19 protein-coding genes are annotated in these 23311 nt (G+C 52.7%); 3 read left to right on the top strand and 16 right to left on the bottom strand.

Annotation, left to right across the window (positions count from 1 at the left end; all coding sequences use genetic code 11):
- Nucleotides 1–2 precede the first annotated feature (2 nt).
- Nucleotides 3–2300: a 5-methyltetrahydropteroyltriglutamate--homocysteine S-methyltransferase gene (gene metE / locus M0220_RS04920; protein WP_264018849.1), complete on the top strand. Its 2298-nt coding sequence runs from the start codon at nucleotides 3–5 to the stop codon at nucleotides 2298–2300.
- A gap of 160 nt (nucleotides 2301–2460) precedes the next feature.
- Here metE and ppk1 read toward each other — a convergent pair whose 3' ends face one another.
- Both ppk1 and hemB read right to left on the bottom strand, forming a co-directional pair.
- Nucleotides 2461–4653, bottom strand: a complete 2193-nt coding sequence (ppk1, locus tag M0220_RS04915; protein ID WP_264018848.1) for a polyphosphate kinase 1 — start codon at nucleotides 4651–4653, stop codon at nucleotides 2461–2463.
- A gap of 149 nt (nucleotides 4654–4802) precedes the next feature.
- The gene (gene hemB, locus M0220_RS04910; RefSeq protein ID WP_030074786.1) at nucleotides 4803–5810 is read right to left on the bottom strand and encodes a porphobilinogen synthase; all 1008 of its coding nucleotides are present in this window, start codon (nucleotides 5808–5810) and stop codon (nucleotides 4803–4805) included.
- A 196-nt stretch (nucleotides 5811–6006) separates the two neighbouring features.
- On the opposite strand from hemB, the gene elbB reads away from it, so the two are divergent.
- Complete coding sequence (elbB, locus tag M0220_RS04905; RefSeq protein WP_030074788.1) at nucleotides 6007–6666, top strand: isoprenoid biosynthesis glyoxalase ElbB; 660 nt, start codon at nucleotides 6007–6009, stop codon at nucleotides 6664–6666.
- 124 nt (nucleotides 6667–6790) lie between these two features.
- Here the strand turns inward: elbB and tatC are convergent, their stop codons facing one another.
- The 13 genes from tatC to M0220_RS04840 form a co-directional block, all read right to left on the bottom strand.
- Entirely contained in the window at nucleotides 6791–7573 is a 783-nt protein-coding gene (gene tatC, locus M0220_RS04900; protein ID WP_030074790.1) for a twin-arginine translocase subunit TatC, read from the bottom strand.
- Nucleotides 7570–8154 carry a Sec-independent protein translocase protein TatB gene (gene tatB, locus M0220_RS04895; protein ID WP_030074791.1) on the bottom strand — a complete coding sequence of 195 codons (585 nt, stop codon included), beginning with the start codon at nucleotides 8152–8154 and terminating at the stop codon, nucleotides 7570–7572. The genes tatC and tatB overlap by 4 nt, the downstream gene beginning before the upstream one ends.
- A gap of 3 nt (nucleotides 8155–8157) precedes the next feature.
- Nucleotides 8158–8442, bottom strand: coding sequence for a Sec-independent protein translocase subunit TatA (gene tatA / locus M0220_RS04890; protein ID WP_030074794.1), 285 nt, complete (start codon nucleotides 8440–8442; stop codon nucleotides 8158–8160).
- A gap of 23 nt (nucleotides 8443–8465) precedes the next feature.
- Nucleotides 8466–8822, bottom strand: coding sequence for a phosphoribosyl-ATP diphosphatase (locus M0220_RS04885; protein WP_030074795.1), 357 nt, complete (start codon nucleotides 8820–8822; stop codon nucleotides 8466–8468).
- Nucleotides 8823–8891: 69 nt separating this feature from the next.
- Nucleotides 8892–10514, bottom strand: a complete 1623-nt coding sequence (gene ubiB / locus M0220_RS04880) for a ubiquinone biosynthesis regulatory protein kinase UbiB (protein WP_030074797.1) — start codon at nucleotides 10512–10514, stop codon at nucleotides 8892–8894.
- Nucleotides 10514–11191, bottom strand: a complete 678-nt coding sequence (locus M0220_RS04875) for a ubiquinone biosynthesis accessory factor UbiJ (RefSeq protein WP_030074799.1) — start codon at nucleotides 11189–11191, stop codon at nucleotides 10514–10516. The genes ubiB and M0220_RS04875 overlap by 1 nt, the downstream gene beginning before the upstream one ends.
- 22 nt (nucleotides 11192–11213) lie before the next feature.
- Nucleotides 11214–11969 (bottom strand): bifunctional demethylmenaquinone methyltransferase/2-methoxy-6-polyprenyl-1,4-benzoquinol methylase UbiE, encoded by a 756-nt coding sequence (gene ubiE, locus M0220_RS04870; protein ID WP_030074801.1) that lies wholly within the window; start codon nucleotides 11967–11969, stop codon nucleotides 11214–11216.
- 121 nt (nucleotides 11970–12090) lie between these two features.
- Nucleotides 12091–12492, bottom strand: a complete 402-nt coding sequence (locus tag M0220_RS04865) for a gamma-butyrobetaine hydroxylase-like domain-containing protein (RefSeq protein WP_030074804.1) — start codon at nucleotides 12490–12492, stop codon at nucleotides 12091–12093.
- Nucleotides 12493–12729: 237 nt separating this feature from the next.
- Nucleotides 12730–14052, bottom strand: coding sequence for an ATP-dependent protease ATPase subunit HslU (hslU, locus tag M0220_RS04860; protein ID WP_030074806.1), 1323 nt, complete (start codon nucleotides 14050–14052; stop codon nucleotides 12730–12732).
- Between the two features lie 11 nt (nucleotides 14053–14063).
- On the bottom strand, nucleotides 14064–14597 hold the full coding sequence (gene hslV / locus M0220_RS04855) for an ATP-dependent protease subunit HslV (RefSeq protein WP_030074808.1): 534 nt from the start codon (nucleotides 14595–14597) through the stop codon (nucleotides 14064–14066).
- 267 nt (nucleotides 14598–14864) lie between these two features.
- A complete protein-coding gene (locus tag M0220_RS04850; protein WP_264018847.1) occupies nucleotides 14865–15644 on the bottom strand; it encodes an SPOR domain-containing protein in 780 nt (259 codons plus the stop codon).
- Nucleotides 15645–15647: 3 nt separating this feature from the next.
- Nucleotides 15648–17333, bottom strand: a complete 1686-nt coding sequence (argS, locus tag M0220_RS04845) for an arginine--tRNA ligase (protein WP_264018846.1) — start codon at nucleotides 17331–17333, stop codon at nucleotides 15648–15650.
- Nucleotides 17334–17477: 144 nt separating this feature from the next.
- Nucleotides 17478–19862: a primosomal protein N' gene (locus M0220_RS04840; protein WP_264018845.1), complete on the bottom strand. Its 2385-nt coding sequence runs from the start codon at nucleotides 19860–19862 to the stop codon at nucleotides 17478–17480.
- 19 nt (nucleotides 19863–19881) lie between these two features.
- Between M0220_RS04840 and rpmE the strand changes: the two genes are divergently transcribed.
- Nucleotides 19882–20097, top strand: a complete 216-nt coding sequence (rpmE, locus tag M0220_RS04835; protein ID WP_009724828.1) for a 50S ribosomal protein L31 — start codon at nucleotides 19882–19884, stop codon at nucleotides 20095–20097.
- A 345-nt stretch (nucleotides 20098–20442) separates the two neighbouring features.
- Here the strand turns inward: rpmE and M0220_RS04830 are convergent, their stop codons facing one another.
- Entirely contained in the window at nucleotides 20443–23289 is a 2847-nt protein-coding gene (locus tag M0220_RS04830) for a valine--tRNA ligase (RefSeq protein WP_264018844.1), read from the bottom strand.
- Between the last annotated feature and the right edge of the window lie 22 nt (nucleotides 23290–23311).

The following is a 23311-nucleotide window of genomic DNA, read 5'->3' as shown; positions in this document are numbered from 1 at the left end:
TCATGACAGTTTCTCATATTCTCGGCTATCCCCGGATTGGCGCTCAGCGCGAACTTAAAAAAGCCACCGAAGCCTATTGGAAAGGAGACATCTCACGGAACGAGCTTGAAACAACAGGGCAGGCATTGAGGCTCTCTCACTGGCAGACCCAGCAAAACGCTGGCCTCGACTTTGTCAGCGTTGGCGATTTTGCGTTTTATGACCAAGTACTTAATGTTTCCGTCATGCTGGGAGCGGTCCCCGCACGTTTTAATGCGCAGCACGAAGTGAGTGAAGGCAACGTTGATTTAGATACCGCTTTTCGTATGGCCCGTGGCCGAGCCCCAAGCGGTGAGCCTGCCGCCGCCTGTGAAATGACTAAGTATTTTGACACTAATTACCATTACCTAGTCCCTGAATTGCATGATGGGCAGGCGTTTACTTTAGCATCTGACCGCTTATTCAACGAAGTTAATGAGGCCTTACAGGCAGGTTTTACGCCGAAAGTGACGCTGACTGGCCCGCTCACTTGGCTGTGGTTGGGTAAAGCCAAAGGTGGTGAGTTCGATCGGCTGAGCTTGTTGGATAGTGTACTGGATGTATACAGCGAAGTTCTTTCACGCTTAGCGACACAAGGCATTGAGTGGGTGCAGCTAGACGAGCCTGCTTTGGTGCAAGACCTGCCCTTAGCGTGGCAACAGGCTTACGAGCGTGCTTATCATCGCCTACAATCCGCCCCGCTAAAATTGCTTGTTGCCACTTACTTTGGTGGGTTAGGTGATAACCTTTCGCTTACGACACGCCTGCCAGTAGCGGGATTGCATATTGATGCTGTGCGTGCAGCCGAACAGGTAGAGAGCGTGGTTGATCGTTTAAGCCCTCATCAAGTGCTTTCGATTGGCTTGGTGGATGGGCGTAATATTTGGCGTGCTGATTTGGCGGCCCTAAGAGAGCGTCTGCTGCCCCTAAAAGTACGTTTAGGGCAGCGACTATGGCTGGCACCCAGCTGCTCATTGTTGCATGTGCCGGTAGACTTGGTTCAAGAAACTGAACTGGATAGTGAACTAACCAGCTGGTTGGCATTTGCGCGTCAAAAACTGGATGAAGTAGTGACTCTTACCCGGCTGATTGATAACCGAGCCACACCGGTTGATGAACAGCGGGTGAGTGAGGCAACGCGTGCCTTGGATACGCGCCGGGAATCGCGTCGCATTCATCAGCCTGCCGTGAGTGGCCGTTTGTCGGCGATAACGGCTCAAGATAGTCAGCGTCAGTCGCCTTATGCCCAGCGCAGCGTGTCTCAGCGTCGAGCGCTTGCACTGCCACTGTTTCCCACCACCACCATTGGCTCTTTTCCGCAAACAGGTGAAATACGCGCCGCCCGTCGGGCATTTAAAGCCGGTGAGCTGAGCCAGGCAGATTACGAAGCGCGTATGCGCGAAGAGGTCGCATATGTCGTTGAGCGCCAGGAAGCGCTTGGTCTAGATGTGCCCGTTCACGGTGAAGCCGAGCGCAACGACATGGTGGAGTACTTTGGTGAACAACTTGATGGCTTTGCTTTTACGCGCTTTGGCTGGGTGCAAAGCTATGGCTCCCGCTGCGTAAAACCGCCGATTATTTTCGGTGACGTTTCTCGCCCCAAACCAATGACCGTTTGCTGGAGTGAATACGCTCAATCGCTCACCGAAAAACCCATGAAAGGCATGCTGACAGGGCCTGTGACGATTTTACAATGGTCGTTTGTGCGTAATGATCAGCCCCGCGCAACCACCTGCCGTCAGATTGCGCTGGCACTGCGTGACGAAGTTGTCGATTTGGAAAAAGCGGGTATTCAGATCATTCAAATTGACGAGCCCGCGCTACGTGAAGGCTTACCGCTGCGGCAGAACGAGTGGCAATCCTATTTGGATTGGGCAGTAGAAAGCTTCCAGCTAAGCGCTGCAGGCGTTGCAGACAGCACCCAAATTCATACGCATATGTGCTACTCGGAGTTTAACGACATCATTGGGGCCATCGCCGCGCTAGACGCGGATGTGATCACCATTGAAACCTCACGTTCCGATATGGAACTGCTGGACGCTTTCCAGGATTTTGCTTACCCGAACGAAATTGGGCCAGGAGTTTATGATATCCATACGCCCAATATTCCAGATGTCGCATGGATGGTGGCGTTGATGGAAAAAGCGCTGGAAAAAATTCCTGCTGAGCGGCTATGGGTAAACCCTGATTGTGGTCTGAAAACCCGTGGCTGGGCAGAAGTGGAGCCTGCATTGGCTAATATGGTGGAAGCTGCAAATCAACTGCGTGAGCGTTATGCGTAAAGACGATAAGCGTAACGTGGTAGAACCAGCATTAACCGATCATCCGCTAGATAAGTAAGTATGGGTGCCAAAAGCTAATTCTGACTACATAGCTAATTGCCATTTAATTAAGCCCCGCTGCAACAGGCAACGGGGCTTATTGTGTATCTAGCGGTGATGGCTAGCTTTTTGAGGCATAGGCATAGAGCAGCGTTTCCTGGGCACTAATCGCGTCACCATTGCCAGGGTCTTGTAGCTGATAACTGCCATCGCTTTTAAGCAGCCAACTTTGGCAATTATCGACTAGATAGGTCTCCAAGTCTTTACGCACCCGCGTGGCCAGCTTTTTATCCAGCAGCGGAAAGCAGGTTTCTACGCGATGAAACATATTGCGTGACATAAAATCAGCGCTTGAGCACCAGGTCTCTGATTTGCCGTCGTTGTGAAAGTGGAAAACGCGGGTATGTTCTAAAAAACGACCAATAATCGACCTTACGCGAATATTATCTGATATACCCTCAACACCGGGTTTCAAACAACACATACCACGAATAATCAGGTCACACTCGACGCCTGCTTGAGATGCACGATATAGCGCCTTGATAAGCTTGGGTTCGGTGAGTGAATTGCACTTAATAATAATATGCCCACGCTTACCCCTAAGCGCCACCTGAGCTTCACGATCAATCATTTCGACTAAGCGCTCGTGAAGTGTAAAGGGCGCGTGCAACAGCGTATCAATCTTACGCGCGCGGCCCATGCCAGAAAGCTGCTGGAAGACTTTATGTACATCGGCGCATAGCGCTTTATTGGCGGTCAGTAGGCTGTAATCGGTATACAGTTTTGCGGTCTTAGAGTGGTAGTTGCCAGTGCCTAAATGTGCGTAGTGGCGCAGTTCGCCTTTCTCACGCCGCACAATATGCAGCATTTTAGCGTGGGTTTTATAGGCCATAATGCCGTAAATCACAATGGCGCCAGCTTCTTGCAAGCGCGATGCTAGCTGTAGATTATCCGCCTCATCAAACCGTGCCCGTAGCTCAATAACTACGGTAACTTCTTTACCTTGGCTAGCGGCATCGACTAGCGCGCTGACTATTGTTGAATCAGCACCAGTGCGATACAACGTCTGCTTGATGGCCAGTACGTCGGGGTCGCGGGCGGCTTCGCGCAGTAAATCTTCGATAGGCGAAAAGGACTGGAACGGGTGGTGGAGCAAAATATCGCTTTTGGCAATCGCACTAAACAGGCTGCCGCCTTTCAGTGCTTTTGGCACGCTAGGCGAATAAGGGCGGTAAAGTAGCTCTGGGCGGTCGACATCGCCCAATACAGCCATCATGCGAGTCAAATTCACCGGCCCTTGGACACGGTATAAATCGCTATTTTCTAATTCAAACTGACGTAATAAAAAGCTGGTTAAGTCATCTGGGCAATTGTCGGCAACCTCAAGCCTTACGCCACTACCATAGCGACGCGCCAATAGTTCGCCACGTAACGCAGATGCCAGATCTGAGACTTCTTCGGGGTCGACGGTCATATCGGCATTGCGGGTCAGCCGGAACTGATAACAACCGCGCACACGCATACCGGGGAATAGTTCCTCGGCATGGGCGTGAATCATCGACGATAAGAAAATATACTCAGAAAAACCTTCAGCGCACAGCTCCTTTGGTAACGCCATTAAGCGAGGCAGCGAGCGAGGCGCAGGAAGGATTGCCATGCCACCAGCGCGACCAAAGGCATCCTTTCCTTCTAGTTCAACAATGAAGTTGAGGCTTTTATTAACTAGCCGTGGGAATGGGTGCGAAGGATCTAGGCCGATAGGGCTGATCACCGGCATGATTTCATTATCAAAGAACGCATGTACCCAGGCTTTTTGTTCGTCGGTCCACTGATCGCGACGACGGAAACGTAGGCCTTGCGCTTCTAAGGCAGGCAGCAAAATATCATTTAATATCTGGTATTGACGTGCAATTTGCTGATGCGCGATTTCGGAAATTTCAGCTAGTAAAGCTTTAGGCAAGCGACCATCGGCGGCAGTGGTATCGTCACCTAGTGCCATTTGGTGTTTAAGCCCAGCAACCCTGATCTCAAAAAACTCATCCATGTTGGATGAAAATATCAGCAAAAACATCAGCCGATTGAGTAGCGGATGCGCATCATCAAGTGCTTGTTCAAGTACGCGAATATTGAACTGCAGATGGGACAGTTCACGATTGAAATAAAGCTGAGGGTCATCCAAGTCAGCTTCTGAGTGCGATTCTCTGGCGTGAACGCCAGTAGGCGTACGATTAATGCGCAATGGTAAAATATCACCTTCGCCACTGGTGGGCTCGTTTGAAACTGCTGGAGTGGAATCTATTGACTGATCGTCCATGGTTGCCCCCGGTGGTGGTTCATACCCATCATAGCCTGATAGCTCTTGTTAATAACTATCGTTGATAACTATTGTTAATGGGAGTATGCCGGGAAAAGATGACAAATAGGTGTCACCTGTTTGTCATCTTTAAAGCGTAAGACGTTATTTTATCGTTGTAACAAGCGTGCAGCTTCTAACGCAAAATACGTCAAGATGCCGTCGGCTCCTGCTCGTTTGAAGCACATTAGTGATTCAAGAATCACTGGTTCAGCCTCAAGCCAGCCATTATCGAAAGCGGCGCGATGCATTGCGTATTCGCCGCTCACTTGGTAAGCGAACGTAGGTACCTGAAGTTCGCTTTTTACACGACGTACAATATCTAAGTAAGGCATGCCGGGTTTCACCATCACCATATCGGCACCCTCGGCGATATCCATAGCGACTTCATGCAGCGCTTCATCGCTATTGGCAGGATCCATTTGGTAAGTGCGTTTATCCGCTTTGCCAAGGTTGGCGGCAGAGCCCACGGCGTCGCGGAAGGGGCCATAATATTTAGAGGCATACTTGGCGCTATACGCCATAATGCGCACATTATGCAGGTGTTCCTGCTCTAGCACTTGGCGAATGGCACCGATACGACCGTCCATCATATCGGAAGGCGCTACTACATCGGCACCTGCTTCGGCATGAGAGAGCGCCTGTTTGAGCAGCGTGTCTACCGTACGATCGTTTTGCACATAGCCATGCTCATCAAGAATGCCGTCCTGGCCGTGGCTGGTATACGGATCAAGAGCCACATCGGTAATAATGCCAAGCTCAGGGAGCGCTTCTTTTAGCGCCCGCACGCTGCGCTGTACAAGGCCGCTGGAGTTATAAGCCTCTTCTGCCAACTCGCTTTTTTGCTCTGCACCGATAACAGGGAATAGAGCTAAAGCGGGAATGCCGAGCGCATAAGCTTCCCGTGCTTGCTCAATCAACAGATCGATGGAAAGACGCTCAACACCAGGCATAGAGGCAACCGCTTCACGCTGATTTTCGCCTTCGAGTACGAAAACCGGCAAAATCAAATCATTGGGCGTTAATGTTGACTCTTGCATTAAGCGACGGGAGAAATCGTCACGTCGCATACGGCGTAGTCGTGTAGCAGGGAAGTGGCGGGGGGCAGAGGTGTTCAACGGCGTTCTCCAAACAGTCACAAAGTGGATGCCCTAAAAGGCTTAATGTGAGTATATCAGTCTTGTACTACAGCGAAAGCGAGCTTGTGATAGCTGGCTTGTAGTGGCTTTATAGACTGACTAAAGTGAGCTGCTCGGCGACGCAAAGCGGCGACGATTTAACCGCGATAATAAGCGCTACAATAAGGAGATAAGTATGACAAAACAGGTAGCAATCGTATTAGCAGGCTGCGGCGTTTTTGATGGCTCTGAAATCTACGAAACAACGTTAACGCTGCTGCGCCTTGATCAGTTGGGGATTGGCTATCGTTGCTTTGCGCCGGATGTCGCTCAGCACCATGTGATTAACCATATAACTCAAGAGCCTGTAGATGGTGAACAGCGAAATGTGCTGCAGGAGTCAGCGCGCCTTGCTCGTGGTGATATTAGTCCAATTACTGAGCTAGACGCTAACGACTTTGATGCGGTTATTGTGCCTGGTGGGTTTGGTGTCGCTAAAAACCTGTCTGATTTTGCCGATCAGGGTGACAACATGCAGGTACTTGAGAGCGTAAAAGAAGCACTGATAGGTTTTAAAGAAGAGGCAAAGCCCATTGGTCTGATGTGTATTGCACCGGTTCTGGTGCCACGCCTTTTGGGCGAGGGTGTGGCCGTTACTGTTGGCCATGATCCGGGTGTCTCAGGTGCTATTAGTGCGATGGGTGGCCTGCATCGTAGCTGCGGCGTTGAAGAGATCGTGGTGGATCATGAGCACCGGGTAGTCACAACGCCTGCTTATATGCTTGCCACCCGTATCAGCGAGGCCGCCACAGGTATTTTTAAGTTGGTAGACCGCATGGATGAAATGATGGGCTAGTGCTCTCTAGGTAACCGAACTATGCGTATGAAGGGCAAAAAGCCTCTCGTATGAAGAGCAAAAAGCCTCTGTCATTTTTCAATGGCAGAGGCTTTTTTTGAGCAGTGTATCTTTAATAGTGCTTTTAGGTCTCTTGTTCCTCAGCGTCATCTGCCTTTGCCTTACGGCGTACCAATCTGCCAAACAGTAGGCCCACTTCATAAAGTAGATACATCGGTATGGCTAACAGACTTTGAGAAATAATATCGGGAGGGGTAAGCAGCATGCCCACCACGAAACAACCTAAAATAATGTAGGGGCGCTTTTTGGAAAGGCTTTCGACCGTGGTCGCGCCAGACAGTATCAGCAGAAACGTTGCGATGGGGATTTCAAAGGCAACGCCAAAGGCGAAAAACAGCTTCAGTACAAAGTTAAGGTACTGGTTAATGTCGGTCATTACGGCAACGTCTTCCGGCCCGGTCTGGGTGAAAAACTCAAATAACAGCGGAAAGACCACATAATAAGCAAAGGCCGCACCTGCGTAAAACAGCGCTATGCTTGAAACTAAAATAGGAATCGCCAGTGCTTTCTCGTTATCGTACAGCCCTGGTGCCACAAAGGCCCATGCCTGATGTAGCACAAAGGGAATAGCGATAAAGACGGCCACTACCAAGGTGAGCTTAAAGGGTGCCAAGAAAGGCGAGGCTACCTCGGTAGCGATCATCTGTGAGCCTTCCGGCAAAAGTGCCATTAAGGGCTCAGCCACAAAGCTATAGATATCATTGGCAAAGGCGTAAAGACCAAGGAACACGACTAATATGACTACGACTGCTTTCATTAGCCGCGTACGTAGTTCGATTAAGTGCTCAATAAGAGGCGCTTGGGCTTGTTCATTACGCGGTTCATGTGAATCGCCAGACATGCTCATTGGTGATTACTATCCTTTTTAATATCTGCCTTTTTACAATCTGTGTTTTTACTATCTGTCTTGTTAACATCCGCCTGGAAATTAGCCTGGCTAGACGCTTCGTTACTCGCATTGACCGCACGTAGCTCATCGGAAGTAGCTTGGTGGGGCGTTGAGGTGGCGGGTGATGAAGATGTCGATGTAGACGCGGCTGGCGCTTCTTCACGTACCGTCTGCAAAGCATCGTCTAGACGTGCGCTGGCGTTAGCAACCCGCTGTTCGGTATCATTTTGGCTGTCAGACGACGTAGAGTGTGAAGAAGGTTTTGCAGCAGAAGCGGACGGTTCGACAATGCCCTCAACATCCTGTTTGGCTTTCTTCAGGCTGTCATCGAGCTTTTTTTGCTGCTCGTTGAGTTTTTGACGTAACTCTTCTGCTTCCAGCTGGGCGCTAATTTCGCGCTGCATGCCGGATACCGTTCGCTTGATTTTACCGATCCACATGCCTGCTGTGCGAGCGGCTCTTGGCAGGCGTTCCGGGCCAAGCACCAGAAGCCCGACGATTCCAATCAGCATTAGTTCAAGAAAGCCGATATCCAGCATGGGTTATTTGCGCTCTTCGTTACGTTCTGTGGGTCGCCCTTCGGCTGCACGTTTCTCTTCTGCTTGAACATCGTAGGTGTTACCAGCCTCTTCGTGGCTTACCTTTGCCTGAGGTTGGTCGGCATCTTTTTTGTCAGCATCTTTCTCTTCTTCGTTGATTGCTTTTTTAAAGCCTTTGACTGCACCACCTAAGTCGGTGCCCACATTACGCAGTTTCTTGGTGCCGAAAATCAGGATGATAATGCCCAGAACAATCAGCAACTGCCAAATACTGATACCACCTAACATATGCATTTCCTCATTGGGACAGGTTAACGTTGTGTACGGGACGCTTTTTCATCATGGCCAGAAATACCAAACCGCCGTGCTAGCTCATCTAAAACGCATTGATGATCAAGATCAAGGTGCGACAGCATCACCAAGCTATGAAACCACAGGTCGGCGGTTTCAGCGATCAACGCTTGACGCTGTTGATCATTACCGTGTTCGGCATCTTTAGCAGCCAGCACCGTTTCGGTTGCTTCTTCGCCAACCTTTTCGAGTATCTTGTTCAAACCCTTGTGATGCAAGGAGGCAACATAAGAATCTTCTGCATCAGCATGGCGGCGCTGCTTTAAGACCTCGGCGAGTGCATCTAGCACATATGTGCTTTGGGTAGGATCAGTCATAAACATCCTTTTATCAATTGGCACAGCATTTTCGGCGCTATGATGTTTATCATTATCGCTAAGCCTTTGTTATTGCCACAATAACAACAGTAAGCCTACGCCCGCCGCCGCTAATACGGGCCACTCTTGAGTCGCTGCCCATCCGATAAGCGGCTGCCAAGCCAGGGCAATGGCAATCAAAATCAAGCCGAGGCGTAAACGGTAATGACGTTTTTGTTGGCGCGTCAATTGCTGTTGAACCGCGCTAATAGAGCTTACCTGTTGATGGCGCTGACGGTGCTCGTGTTCCATACGGCTCAGAGCCTGATGGGCTAATACCGGCAGTTCAGGCAATTGGTGAGAAAGCTCTGGTGCTTGGCGTTTAAGCGACTCCCACAAGCCACCAATACCTGCGCGCTCTTTCATCCACTTTTCAAGATAGGGCTTAGCAGTACTCCACAAGTCTAGGTCGGGGTAAAGTTGGCGGCCCAGCCCTTCGATGTTAAGCAGCGTTTTTTGCAATAAAACTAGCTGTGGCTGTACTTCCATATTGAATCGCCGTGCGGTTTGAAACAGCCCTAACAGCACCTGCCCAAACGAAATATCTTTAAGCGGCTTTTCAAGTATTGGCTCGCACACAGTACGGATTGCGGCTGCAAACTCGTTGGCACGAGTGTTTTCACCGACCCAGCCAGACTCGATATGCAGCGCGGCTACTTCGTAATAATCCTGATGGAAGAACGCCAGCAAGTTACGCGCCAGGTAGTCCTGATCTTCGCGGGTAAGGCTGCCCACAATACCGCAATCAATCGCAATGTACTGTGGGTCTTCAGGGTCATCGCAGTTAACAAAGATGTTACCGGGGTGCATGTCGGCATGGAAAAAGTTGTCGCGGAAGACCTGAGTGAAGAAGATTTCAACGCCGCGTTCAGCTAGCTTTTTGAGGTTGGTGCCTCGGGCAATAAGCGTGTCTAGGTCGGCCACAGGCACGCCGCGAATGCGTTCTTGTACCATGACGTGGCGACGAGTGTAAGGCCAGTAAATCGTTGGTACGAACAGTAGTGGTGACTCTTTGAAATTACGCTTGAGCTGCGATGTATTGGCCGCTTCTTTATAGAGATCAAGTTCGTCAAACAAAGTGGCTTCGTAATCGCGGATGACCTCAACCGGGCGTAGGCGTTTGGCGTCCGGTACTTTACCCAGCAGCTTGGCAATTTGATACATCAGCGCCATATCCTGTCGCATAATGCGGTCAATGCCTGGGCGAATAATTTTGACGACCACGTCTTCACCGCTATGTAACGTGGCTGCATGCACCTGGGCAATCGATGCAGAGGCGAGGGGGGTGCGATCAAAGGCGGCAAATGCCTCGGCGAGTGACATTTCAAGTTCCTTTTCAACCCGTGCGGCGGCTAACTCGCCGGGGAAGGGCGGCACTTGATCTTGCAGGCGTTTTAATTCATCGGCGATGTCTTCAGGCAATAGGTCTCGACGGGTCGAGAGCATTTGGCCAAATTTAATAAAAATCGGCCCAAGCGCTTCTAAAGCTAGGCGCAATCGCTCGCCGCGACTACGCTGCCCCACCGGAAAAAGCTTAAAAGGTGAAAAGTTCATTAAGATACGCATCCAGAGCGGAAGCCGTTCAGCGGGGATCAGCGTATCTAAACGATGGCGAGCCACTATCCAAGAAATCTTCAATAACCGCAGGCTCATCAGTGCGGCTCCTCAGAGTGTAACTGCTTATTTAGTGACGGGTCGGCCGTCAACTGCGTCAAGCGCTTATGCAGACGGTTAAGTCTTGCTTCAAGACGGTCGGTCGCGATCTCAAGCTCCGTTAAATGGTCACGCAGCACATCGCGCTGCTGACGACCAGGGAGCAAACGCGCTTCTTCAAAGACATACTCAGAAACGTCTTGCAGCAGTTCGTCTTTTGCTCTTAGCCCCCAACGAGCGGCGCGGCGGATGCCTTCGGCCAGTGAATGGGCGGGCATATCGCCTAGCCAGCGCGCTAGCTCGCTTTCCCAGTCAATATCCAAGTCAAATAGCAGGTCTCGGGTGGCTTCCAGTAGATGGATGCGACCGCGTACGGAAAGCTTGCCATCAAACATCAGTCGCTCGACAGAAGCACCGCTGAGCCATTCAGAGAGTGTTTCTGGGGTAAGCTCAACGATGGCATCAACATCGGTTTCGTCTAGATCATCACCGCGTAGCAGATCAATGCCAGCGTGATGATAGTGGAGCACCAACTGGAGATGAGGCTTTTCTAGCCTGACCAATAGTCGACTACCCGCTAACGCCGCAAGTCGCCCAGGCGCAGCTGGGTCGCGGGCAAGCAGGGCATTCAACGTGCGTTCACATCCGGCCAGCAATAGGGTCGGGGTGACTAGCATGCTGACCTCTTAGTCATTGACGTCATAATTTAATGCCACGATGAAGGGCAACAATACCGCCGGTCAGGTTGGTGTACTCCACCCGGTCCAGGCCGGCACTCTCCATCATGGCCTTCAAGGTTTCCTGATCGGGGTGCATGCGAATCGACTCGGCAAGATAGCGGTAGCTCTCACCATCGCCAGCCACTAGCTCGCCCATTTTGGGTAGCAAGCGGAATGAGTACTCATCGTAAGCTTTCGATAGTAACGCATTGTTGGGCTTGGAAAATTCAAGTACCAGTAAGCGCCCGCCCGGTTTTAGTACCCGTGTCATTGAGCGCAGAGCAGCATCTTTATCGGTGACGTTACGCAGGCCGAAAGCAATGGTGATGCAATCAAAACTATTATCGGGAAATGGCAGGCATTCCGCGTTGGCTTGCACATACTCAACGTTGCCCCCAACGCCATTGTCCATCAGCTTGTCGCGGCCTACTCTGAGCATGGAGGCATTAATATCGGCCAACACGACTTTGCCCCGAGGGCCGACGAGGCGGGAGAACTTGAGCGTTAAATCGCCGGTGCCGCCAGCAATATCGAGGACATGGTGGCCAGGGCGAACGCCTGCGCGCTCAATAGCAAGGCGTTTCCAAACACGGTGAATACCCATCGACATCAAGTCGTTCATGATGTCGTAGCGGGCAGCTACCGAATGAAACACATCAGCGACGCGAGAGGCTTTTTCGTCAACTGACACTTCTTGATAGCCAAAATGGGTGGTGCGTTTTTCTGTGGGGCTCATGGGGCTTTAGCTCCCGAGTTCGAGGCGGTAATAATCGACCAAAAGGTCGTCGCAATAAATGGTTAGCGACATTGTAGCCTTCTCACCCCTGATTTGTCTGCGCTTCACCTGAGTCGCAGGGTCACAGCTGTTTGAATTGAATACTGGCGGGCTCGCGGGAAGCCCCTGCCTCTTCTAAACGTTGCAGGTAGTTTTGCCAGTAGTCTGATTGGTGCTGGGCTAAATCGTACAGATAGTTCCAGCTATACAGGCCGCTATCATGGCCATCGTCAAAATGCAGCTTCAGCGCATAATTACCGGCTTGGGTAATGTTTTGCAGGCCGACATCTTTTTTACCTACCTGCAATACGGCGGTGTCGCCACCATGGCCACGTACTTCCGCTGACGGTGAGTAAACTCGCAAAAACTCAACCGGCAGCCGAAAGCTTTCGCCGTTTGCGTAGCCAAGCTCTAGCTCGCGAGCCTGTTTATGGTAGTGAACCCGCGTTGGGGTGGGGGCATTCGTAGAAATAGGAGCGTTCATTGATGACGTCACCTTTTACGATATTGAGCTAAAACGGGTTGACCGACTATTTACGCTTTAGCGAATGCGTGAAGGCAAGCGCCACGGCTAACGTTTGATCGACAGGACGTCGATCAAGCACGAGCAACAGGGGTGTTGTTCTCGTGCGCAACGTTAGCCGCAGCGTAGCCTGAACAGCAGCATTTGCGTGTGTAAAAAGCGGGCAAGCTGCTGCGGACTATACCGATATAAGCGCGTTTACAAAATATAGCGCGATAGGTCTTCGTCTACTGCTAGCTCACCCAGTTGGGCATTGACGTAATCGGCATCAATGACCAGCGGGCTATCCATATCGCCACCTTTAAACGAGGCCTCTTCTAGCAACCGTTCCAGCACGGTGTGTAGACGGCGAGCACCAATATTCTCAGTGCCTTCGTTCACCTGCCAGGAAATTTCGGCAATGCGCTCGATACCGTCAGGGGTGAACTCAATATCTAGTCCTTCAGTGGCCAGCAGCGCTTGATACTGTTTTGTAAGTGACGCTGATGGCTCAGTGAGGATGCGCTTGAAGTCGCCAGGTGTCAGCGCGTCTAGCTCTACACGGATCGGCAAGCGTCCCTGTAGTTCAGGAATAAGGTCCGAGGGACGCGACAGGTGGAAGGCACCGGAAGCGATAAATAGAATATGGTCTGTTTTGACCATGCCGTATTTGGTCGAGACGGTAGAACCTTCGATCAGCGGCAGCAGGTCACGCTGCACGCCTTCACGAGAGACTTCACCGCCACTGGACTGACCGCTACCCTTGGCAACTTTATCGATCTCATCCAAGAACACAATGCCGTGCTGCTCGACGGCTTCGACAGCACGAGCTTTGATCTCTTCTTCATTGACCAGTTTGCTAGCTTCTTCGTCGCGTAGTAACACCAGCGCTTCTTTAACGGTCACGCGGCGCTGCTCACGCTTTTGTTGACCCATGTTAGAGAACAGACTCTGTAGTTGGCTGGTCATCTCTTCCATGCCAGGCGGCGTCATTATGTCGATGCCTTGCCCATGTGAAGAGACTTCAATGTCGATCTCTTTATCATCCAGCTGGCCTTCTCGCAGCTTCTTGCGGAAGGTTTGACGCGTACCACTATCTTCCCGAGGCTTATCTTCCTGGCCACGGGGCGGCGGCAGTAATGCATCTAGAACGCGGTCTTCAGCGGCATCCTCAGCGCGATGGCCAACTTCTTCCTTAGCGTGCTCGCGAACCATTTTGATCGCAGCTTCCATCAAATCGCGAATAATCGACTCAACATCGCGGCCCACATAGCCCACTTCAGTAAATTTAGTGGCTTCGACCTTGATGAAGGGTGCTCTGGCCAGTTTGGCAAGGCGACGAGCAATTTCCGTTTTACCCACGCCGGTAGGGCCAATCATCAGAATATTTTTTGGCGTCACTTCCGGGCGTAGCTCATCGTTTAACTGCATGCGGCGCCAACGGTTGCGCAGGGCAATAGCGACGGCGCGTTTGGCATCCTGCTGGCCAATAATGTATTGATCCAGGGCATGGACGATTTCGCGGGGGGTCATCTGGGTCATAAAAAGGGGCCTCAACGGTCGTTGATGTTCAGCTCTTCGAGCGTCACGTGGTGATTGGTAAACACGCAGATGTCGCCGGCGATTTCGAGTGACTTTTCAGTAATTTCACGCGCAGAAAGCTCAGTGTTTTCCAGCAACGCACGGGCGCTTGCCTGGGCAAAGTTGCCGCCAGAGCCAATCGCAATAATGCCGCGCTCAGGCTCAACCACATCACCGTTACCGGTAATAATCAGTGAGGCGCTGTGGTCAGCTACGGCCAGTAGTGCTTCCAGGCGGCGTAACGCTCGGTCGGTACGCCAGTCTTTTGCCAACTCAACGGCGGCTTTGGTTAAGTGCCCTTGGTATTTTTCGAGCTGCGCTTCAAATCGCTCAAATAGCGTGAAGGCGTCGGCGGTGCCGCCAGCAAAGCCTGCTAGCACCTTGCCACGGTAAAGACGACGTACTTTACTGGCATTTCCTTTCATTACGGTGTTGCCCAGCGATACTTGGCCGTCGCCTGCCAGAACAACGTGGTTACCACGGCGTACGGATACAATAGTGGTCATGGAGATAACTCCTTGGGGGAGGCATAAGCTCCCGATGACTGATCGGTCACGTCACGCGACCGCAAAAAAGGCGATTCACAACAAAATGCGGGCGGCTGATAAAAAATCAACCGCCCGCTAAGTAAAGCCTTCAGATAAAGTGTTTTTTAAACGGTGTTTATGAAAATAAAAGCCCGCCTAGCCGTTGTTTAGAGTTGCCTGTCGTTATTTGTTTAGCGTTACAGGTAGCTAACGCAGCTCTGTGGATAGGCTAGTTCTTTGGATTGGCTAGTTCTGTAATTGGATCAGTAGAGGCTCAATACCTTGTGTACTCATCAAATCCTGGGCGCGATTTAACTCACGGGTGTCTTCATAAGGGCCTACTTGAACGCGGTGCCAGGTATCGCCGTTGGCCTTCACTTCGCTAACCTGGGCAAGCAGACTTAAATTGCGTAGACGACTGCGCAGCTGCTCGGCATCGCTTAATTCCCGAAATGAGGCAGCCTGCAGCATATAGCGGTTAGGTGTGCTAGAGGGGCTAGCCGTTGCTTGCTGAGCCGCAGCCACTTGCTCTTCAGGGCGCATGTTAGCGGCAATAACCTGTGCGATAGGATCATCGTTTTGACGCGCACTGGCGTTGCTAGTCGTTGTTTCGCTGGTTGCCGTGTCGTCATTACTTGAGGCCGTTTGAGCCTGCTGTGCTGCCGCTTCAGGACGGTTTACAGTTGATGGTAGCGACACACCTGGAGCAATAACCTCCGTATCTGGCAGCAGCGTGTAAAACTCAAACGTGGGCATAGCCGGTTCGGTAACGCTCTCTGTTTGGCGCGCTGCACTACGTTCATCGCTATCGGCAGGCTTGGGTAACACCGTTGCTTGGGGTGTGTCTTCCTGCGCTTGCCAGGGGGCCGTGCCATGTTGATGCTGTGCCAGAAAAAAGCCTGCTGCTACGCCTGCTATCCCCCAAAGCCAGCCGGGAATTTTGAAACCGCCACCCCCTGAGCGTTTGCTGGCTTTACGCTGAGTGGTTGCACCTCGGCGGTTAGGCTTTTCTTTAGGGCTCGCCATCGCTTACATCTCCTCTGGGGCGCTAACCCCCATAAGGTCCAGCCCATTGCGTAGCACCTGCTTGGTTGCTAAACCAAGGGCTAAGCGTGTGTTGCGCAGAGTGTCATCTTCGACCATGACCTTAACGGCGTTGTAGCAGGTGTGGAAATCCCCTGAAAGATCCAATAAGTACTGAGCAACCTGCTGCGGTTCGCGATTTTTGGCAGCATTCTCAACCACTTCTGGGTAGCGTGCCAAGCGGTTAAGCACGGCCTTTTCCTGGTCGCTATCAAGCAACGCAAGATTAGCTAGAGCAACACCGTGGTTGAAGGGCTGGCCTGCATCTTCGGCTTTACGCAGCATGCTAGATACCCGTGCATGGGCGTATTGGATGTAATAAACCGGGTTATCGTTCGATTGCGAGCGAGCCAGGTCAATATCAAACGTGAGCTGTGAATCCGCTCGGCGGGCCGCCAGGAAGAAGCGGGTAGCATCACGGCCAACTTCATCAATCAGGTCGCGCACGGTGACATAGCTGCCAGCACGTTTGGACAGTTTTACCTCTACGCCTGAGCGGGTCACCATGACCATTTGGTGGAGGACATAGTCGGGCCAGCCTTTTGGAATGCCAACTTCCAGTGCCTGCAAGCCTGCACGAACACGAGTAACCGTGGAGTGGTGGTCAGCACCCTGCTCATTAATCACGGTTTTAAAGCCGCGCTGCCACTTATTCAGGTGGTAGGCCACATCCGGCAAGAAATAGGTATAGCCTCCTTCCCGTTTACGCATTACTCGGTCTTTGTCATCGCCAAAGGCAGTCGTGCGCAGCCACATAGCGCCATCTTCTTCGTAGGTATGGCCATTAGCAACGAGCTTTTCGACGGTCGCTTCAACTTTGCCATCTTGATACAACGATGACTCAAGGAAGTAGACATCAAATTCAACGCCAAATGCTTTCAGGTCTAAGTCTTGTTCACGGCGCAGCCAAGCCACAGCAAAGGCTTGAATGGCATCAAGGTCATTAGCATCTGCTTTCGCAGTGACTTCACGATCATCGGCTGTCACCATTTTGCCAGCCATATAATCATTAGCCACATCAACAATGTACTCACCACGATAGCCGTCTGCTGGCCAGCTTGGGTCATCGGGCCCAAGGCCCTTGGCGCGAGCCTGGACAGACAGCGCTAGGTTTTTGATCTGAGCGCCGGCATCGTTGTAATAAAATTCGCGAGTCACATCGTAGCCCGTGGCTTCCAATAGGCGGCAAATACAGTCGCCTATTGCTGCGCCTCGACCATGGCCAACGTGCAGTGGCCCTGTCGGGTTGGCAGAAACAAACTCCACCTGAACCTTCTCACCTTTGCCAATCAGGCTGCGTCCAAAGGCATCGCCGCTATCGAGCACTTGAGCAACAATTTGCGCGGCTGCATCAGTAGCGGCAAAAAAATTAATAAAACCAGGGCCTGCAATCTCGGTTTTTTGAATGGCATCGCTGGCGGGTAGGGCGGCAACCAATAGGTCGGCAAGCTCGCGAGGTTTCTTTGCTGCAGGCTTTGCCAGCATAAGGGCTAGGTTGGTGGCGTAGTCGCCGTGGGCTTTATCTTTGGTCGGATCAACTTTAATCGTCGGCTGTAGATCGTCGGGCAGCACGCCTTGGTGCTTAAGCGCGTCAATTGCGCCTTCTAGCAAAGTAATAATGGTGTCTTTCATTTAAATATCCGGATGTCGTCGGTGGCGGCGTGTGCGTGCGCTCATATCAAGTAGCGGCAAAGTGGTCATTATCGGCAATTGGCGCGCAGTTTCAAAGCCGTATTCCGTTACAGGGTGAGCCGGTTGCCTCTAATACGCCTATCTTTACGCAAGAGTTTGCGGGTCAATATCGATTGACCAACGTACTTTGCGAGCGTCTCGGTTTGCCTCTAACCACTGTACCAGCCAGTTAGCTGCCGTGTGACGCTGGCTACGTTTATCCGCTGCCAGCATGATGTGTATATGATAACGGTTTTGGCGGCGCTCCATGGGGGCAGGAACAGGGCCTAAACAGCGAACCGCTAGATTTACCATTGTTAACCATTCCCGTAGAGCCAGAGCAGCTTGCTGAGCCAAAGAGATAGCAGCTTCTTCGTTAGGGCTTTCAAAGCGTAGCAGGGCCATAAAGCAAAAAGGCGGCAGTTTTGCGATACGGCGCTCTTCTAATAAGCTGCGTGCGAGTGCGCCATAACCATGCTCAGCAAGCTGGCCCAGGTGCGGGTCATCGGGGTGTAGGGTTTGTACCAAAACCCGTCCTGGATGAGCTGCGCGCCCAGCGCGTCCGGCGACTTGTTCGAGCAACTGCGCGCTGTGTTCCATGGCGCGAAAGTCAGCAGCATAGAGGCCGCCATCGGCATTGACCACCACCACCAGCGTGACATGGGGCAGGTGGTGGCCTTTAGCGAGCATTTGGGTGCCAACAAGCAAGCAAGGCTCGCCCCGCTGAATCTCCTTGAGTATCTGCTCAAAACTCTCTTTTTTACGTGTACTGTCGCGGTCAATACGGTGCACAGTAACGTTTGGGAACAAGCCTTGAAGCGTTTCTTCGGTGCGTTCGGTGCCGCTGCCCAGAGCGCGCAGGTCACCGCTGCCACACTCGGGGCAAGCGTCTGGCAGCGCGCGCCGACTATCACAATGGTGGCAGGCTAGTAGTGGCGGCTGCCGGTGCAGCGTCATGCGTGAATCGCATTGCCCGCACTCGGCTATCCAGCCACAGCTATGGCAGGCAAGCGTTGGTGCAAACCCCCGCCGGTTGATAAACACCAGTGCCTGCTTGCCTGCCTTTAAGGTGTTTTTGATGGCGGTGATAGCGCCAGGCAGAAGCCCGCCTTGGCGCCGCTGGTGGCGTAGGTCAATCAATTCAAGCCTGGCAGGCGGGTGACGGCTAGGGCGCTGGGTAAGCCGCAGATGACGATACGTTCCTGAAAGCGCCTGCTGCAAGCTTTCGAAGGAGGGCGTGGCACTGCCTAATAGCAGGGGAATATTGTGGTAGTGAGCCCTGGCAACGGCTAAATCTCGAGCGTTGTAGCGAAGCCCATCGTGCTGTTTATAAGAACCATCATGCTCTTCGTCAACGATAATGGCGCCTGGGTTTTTGAGCGGAGTAAAAATAGCTGAGCGGGTGCCAATAATGACGAGTGCGCGGCCATTGGCAGCGGCTTCCCATACATCCAGTCGCTCCAAGTCGGTAAGCCCCGAGTGCAGCGCCATGACCGGTACCCTAAAGCGGCTCTTGAAACGCGCTAGGGTTTGCGGCGTGAGGCCTATTTCAGGCACCAGTACCAGTGACTGTTTGCCCTTAGCGGCGAGGGCTTCAATTAGCTGAAGGTAAATTTCAGTTTTACCGCTTCCAGTCACGCCTTCAAGTAAGCAAGGATGGTAGTTTTCGAGTTTTTCATGCAATACAGCAAGTGCCGAGGCTTGTTCTCTATTCAGCGGAAGCGATGGCGAGGCCAGCAAGTTGCCGCCAGCGGGCGGTGTTGCGGCTAATGTGGTTTCTTGGGGTTGGGCGAAGCCCTTTTTCTGCAAAGCTAGAAGTTGCTCCCGGGTAAAACCATGGGCAGTGACTGCCCGGCTAGCCAGCCCGTGTGGGTGCTGGCACAGCAGGGCATACAGCTCGGCTTGCTTGGGTGCTCGCTGAAGCGATAGTTCATCACCCCGTGACAGCGGGAGCCACAGCGTCTGCATTCTTCCCCCCATGGGATGGCCCTGGCGCAACCGGGCGGGCATGGCTAGCTGCATCGTGTCGCCTAAACTGTGCTGGTAATAGCGGGCGGCAAAATGGCATAGCCACTGCCAGTCGTTGGGCAGTGGGGCGTCGTCTAGCACCTCGCTGATAGCACGTAGCTTTGTGCGAGGCAATTCACTGCCGTTGGCAAGCTCTGCCACCACGCCGACTACTTCTCTGCGGCCAAAGGGTACGCGCACTCTAAGACCCACCACCCAGCCGCACGCGGGAGGCTGGCGTGTTGGCAAATAGTCAAATAATCGTCGCAGCGGCGATGGCAGTGCGACCTTTAATACTTGAAAAGGTGATGACGTCGCGTCTTGAGGGCGTGCCTGGGTAGAAACAGAGTCGGACAATTGGCCTCCGGCGTTTAGTTTGCTAGAATGCGCGGCCGCTCTGAATCTATAGGATGGAGCGGTTAACCGGTTAGCAGTTTTTTCAAACCCGTATGCGGTGCCTGGCAACGGATCAGGTGGCGGCATACAGCTCATGAGGCTCAAGATGAAACAAGGTATCCACCCGAATTACAACACGGTCACCGCTAGCTGTTCTTGCGGTGCAAGCTTCCAGGTTGGTTCTACCTCTGGTCAGGACTTCTCTCTGGACGTGTGCTCCAACTGCCACCCGTTCTACACTGGTAAGCAGAAGCAAGCGACCACTGGTGGCCGTGTAGAACGCTTTAACAAGCGTTTTGGCGCTGCTGTTAAGCGCGGCTAATCCTAACGGATTTGCGCTATTGCATACACACAATGTGTTTTGCAAAAAATCACGCCATGGCGTAATGCCGATCAGTTAAGAAAATTAATATGATCGGCTGACCGATTTTTTCGGAGCCTTCAAAACCCATAGTCAGGTTTACTGACTACGGGTTTTTTTATGTTCTTAAGCCAGGCACTGGAAGCTCTTCAGGATTTCACCTCGGATGACTTCAGTAAAAAGGAGACCGGGTCGGTATCCGATACGGTCTCCTTCTAAGCCCACTTATCGCAAGCTTAACTGACAAGCATTCCACCTCGAGGTGTCGCCTTTAATCTAGCTAATCAACCTAGCTAATCGTTCACTCTACAGCGCCGCGATCTTCACTTGTTGCTCTTCCAGCAGCTTTTTGGCAGCTTGGAATTCAGCGAGTTTGCCACGCTCTTTTTCAACCACGGCTTCTGGGGCTTTGGCGATAAAACCTTCGTTGCCGAGCTTCTTCTCAATGCCGCCGATCAACTTGTCCTGCTTGTCAATTTCTTTAGCCAGGCGTTTGAGTTCGGCGTCTTTGTCGATGAGATCCGCCATGGGCACCAGCACTTCCATATCGCCCACTAGCTGCGTTGCGCAGAGCGGTGCGTCGTCTGGGTTGGGCAGCCAGGTGGCGCTTTCCAGCTTGGCCAGCTTGGCGAGGAAGTGGCGGTTGCTTTCCAAGCGCTGGGCGTCTTCCGGCTTGCCTTTGGTGAGCAGTACGTCCAGCGGTTTGCCAGGGGCAATGTTCATCTCGGCGCGGATGTTACGCACTGCGATAATCACGCCTTTTAACCATTCGATATCCCGAGTGGCCTGTTCGTCGATTTTGCTTTCGTCGGCTTCCGGCCAGGCTTGGAGCATGATCGACGCGCCATCACCGACGAAGGTACCGGCCAGCGGTGCAACGCGCTGCCAGATCTCTTCTGAGATATAGGGCATCATCGGGTGAGCGAGGCGCAGAATAGTTTCCAGTACGCGCACGAGCGTACGGCGGGTACCGCGTTTGGCTTCTGCACTGGCGTTTTCGTCCCATAAAACAGGTTTGGAAAGCTCCAGGTACCAGTCGCAGTACTCGTTCCAGACAAACTCATACAGCGCTTGGGAGGCGTGGTCGAAGCGGTACTCGTCCATCGCTTTAGTGACCTGGGTTTCAGTTTTCTGCAGCTGGGAAATAATCCAGCGGTCGGCCAGTGAAAGCTCAACGTCGCCACCCTCTGTTCCACAGTCTTCACCTTCGGCATTCATTAGCACGTAGCGTGAAGCGTTCCACAGCTTGTTGCAGAAGTTGCGGTAGCCATCCAGGCGGTTCATATCAAACTTAATATCGCGCCCGGTGGTTGCCTGGGAAAGGAACGTAAAGCGCAGGGCATCGGTGCCGTGGGCTTCAATGCCGTCTTTAAATTCGTCCTTGGTTGCTTTGGCGATGGCCTTGGCCTGTTTCGGCTGCATCATATTGCCGGTGCGCTTTTCCAGCAGCGCATCTAGCGTGATGCCGTCAATCAGGTCGATTGGGTCCAGTACATTGCCCTTGGATTTGGACATTTTCTGACCCTGACCGTCGCGTACCAAACCGTGCACATAAACGGTTTTGAACGGGACTTCGCCAGTGAACTTGAGGGTCATCATGATCATCCGGGCGACCCAGAAGAAGATAATGTCAAAACCGGTCACCAGCACGCTGGAGGGGTGGAAGGTTTCCAGTTCTGGGGTTTTTTCTGGCCAGCCTAGGGTGCCAAACGTCCACAGGCCCGAACTGAACCAGGTGTCGAGGACGTCTTCGTCTTGGGTCAGGGTGACGTCTGCCGAAAGGCCGTGCTTCTCGCGGGCTTCCTCTTCGCTGCGGGCAACGTAGACATTGCCTTCCGCGTCGTACCAGGCAGGAATGCGGTGGCCCCACCACAGCTGGCGGGAGATACACCAGTCTTGCAGGTCGCGCATCCAAGCGAAGTACATGTTTTCGTAGTTCTTCGGTACGAACTGGATATCGCCGTTTTCTACCGCTTCAATGGCGGGCTTGGCCAGGGTTTCTACCGCAACAAACCATTGATCAGTGAGCAGCGGTTCGATCACATCGCCGGAACGGTCGCCATAGGGCAGGGTGTTGTTGACGGCTTCTACCTGTTCCAAAAGGCCCAGGGCGTCCATATCGGCAACAATTTGCTTACGCGCTTCAAAACGGTCCAACCCTGCGTATTTGGCGGGCAGGGTGGCGTCTTCGTCGGGCTGGGGAGTGCCTTTTAGGTCGAAGATTTCAGCGCGCTCAAGGATGGTGGCATCCTTGGTGAACACATTGATCAGCAGGTGGTTCTGGCGCTTGCCGACTTCGTAATCATTGAAATCGTGGGCCGGGGTGATCTTCACGCAGCCGGAGCCTTTTTCCATATCGGCGTGCTCGTCGGCAACGATAGGAATGCGGCGGCCGACCAGTGGCAATTCGATAAATTTGCCAACCAGCGAGGCATAGCGAGCATCATCGGGGTTAACCGCGACACCCGTATCGCCTAGCAAGGTTTCAGGGCGAGTGGTTGCCACGACCAGGTAATCGTTACCATCGGCGGTTTTGACGCCATCGGCCAGCGGGTAGCGGAAGTGCCAGAAGCTGCCCTGCTGCTCTTTGTTTTCCACTTCCAGGTCGGAAATCGCGGTGTGTAGGGTAGGGTCCCAGTTAACCAGGCGTTTGCCACGGTAGATCAACTTTTCTTCGTGCAAGCGCACGAACACTTCTTGCACGGCTTTATAGAAGCCGTCATCCATCGTGAAGCGCTCGCGGGACCAATCAACGCTGGCGCCCATGCGGCGCAGCTGGCGGGTGATGTGGCCGCCGGACTCCTCTTTCCACTCCCATACCTTGTCGATAAACGCATCGCGGCCCAGGTCGTGGCGGGTTTTGCCTTCTTCTGCGGCAATTTTACGCTCAACCAGCATTTGTGTGGCGATGCCTGCGTGGTCGGTGCCTACCTGCCACAGGGTGTTGTTGCCCTGCATCCGCTTCCAGCGCGTCAAGGTATCCATAATGGTGTCCTGGAACGCGTGGCCCATGTGCAGGCTGCCGGTCACGTTAGGCGGTGGAATCATGATCGAAAACGGCTTACCGCGGCCTGTTGGGGCGAAGCGGTTGTCGGCTTCCCAGCGTTCGTACCAGCGGGTTTCGATCTGTTCGGGTTGGTAGGTCTTTTCCATGGGGAGTCGGCTCACGGCTTGC

Origin of the sequence: Halomonas qinghailakensis, from assembly GCF_025820815.1 — a bacterium.
Taxonomy (GTDB): Bacteria; Pseudomonadota; Gammaproteobacteria; order Pseudomonadales; family Halomonadaceae; genus Vreelandella; species Vreelandella qaidamensis.
This window is presented reverse-complemented; position numbering and strand designations above follow the sequence as displayed.

Coding starts and splice junctions, on each gene's coding strand:
- metE (WP_264018849.1), top strand. CDS start 3: ATGACAGTTTCTCATATTCTCGGCTATCCCCGGATTGGCGCTCAGCGC.
- ppk1 (WP_264018848.1), bottom strand. CDS start 4,653: ATGGACGATCAGTCAATAGATTCCACTCCAGCAGTTTCAAACGAGCCC.
- elbB (WP_030074788.1), top strand. CDS start 6,007: ATGACAAAACAGGTAGCAATCGTATTAGCAGGCTGCGGCGTTTTTGAT.
- tatC (WP_030074790.1), bottom strand. CDS start 7,573: ATGAGCATGTCTGGCGATTCACATGAACCGCGTAATGAACAAGCCCAA.
- tatB (WP_030074791.1), bottom strand. CDS start 8,154: ATGCTGGATATCGGCTTTCTTGAACTAATGCTGATTGGAATCGTCGGG.
- tatA (WP_030074794.1), bottom strand. CDS start 8,442: ATGTTAGGTGGTATCAGTATTTGGCAGTTGCTGATTGTTCTGGGCATT.
- M0220_RS04885 (WP_030074795.1), bottom strand. CDS start 8,822: ATGACTGATCCTACCCAAAGCACATATGTGCTAGATGCACTCGCCGAG.
- ubiB (WP_030074797.1), bottom strand. CDS start 10,514: ATGAGCCTGCGGTTATTGAAGATTTCTTGGATAGTGGCTCGCCATCGT.
- M0220_RS04875 (WP_030074799.1), bottom strand. CDS start 11,191: ATGCTAGTCACCCCGACCCTATTGCTGGCCGGATGTGAACGCACGTTG.
- ubiE (WP_030074801.1), bottom strand. CDS start 11,969: ATGAGCCCCACAGAAAAACGCACCACCCATTTTGGCTATCAAGAAGTG.
- M0220_RS04865 (WP_030074804.1), bottom strand. CDS start 12,492: ATGAACGCTCCTATTTCTACGAATGCCCCCACCCCAACGCGGGTTCAC.
- hslU (WP_030074806.1), bottom strand. CDS start 14,052: ATGACCCAGATGACCCCCCGCGAAATCGTCCATGCCCTGGATCAATAC.
- hslV (WP_030074808.1), bottom strand. CDS start 14,597: ATGACCACTATTGTATCCGTACGCCGTGGTAACCACGTTGTTCTGGCA.
- M0220_RS04850 (WP_264018847.1), bottom strand. CDS start 15,644: ATGGCGAGCCCTAAAGAAAAGCCTAACCGCCGAGGTGCAACCACTCAG.
- argS (WP_264018846.1), bottom strand. CDS start 17,333: ATGAAAGACACCATTATTACTTTGCTAGAAGGCGCAATTGACGCGCTT.
- M0220_RS04840 (WP_264018845.1), bottom strand. CDS start 19,862: ATGCCGCCACCTGATCCGTTGCCAGGCACCGCATACGGGTTTGAAAAA.
- rpmE (WP_009724828.1), top strand. CDS start 19,882: ATGAAACAAGGTATCCACCCGAATTACAACACGGTCACCGCTAGCTGT.
- M0220_RS04830 (WP_264018844.1), bottom strand. CDS start 23,289: ATGGAAAAGACCTACCAACCCGAACAGATCGAAACCCGCTGGTACGAA.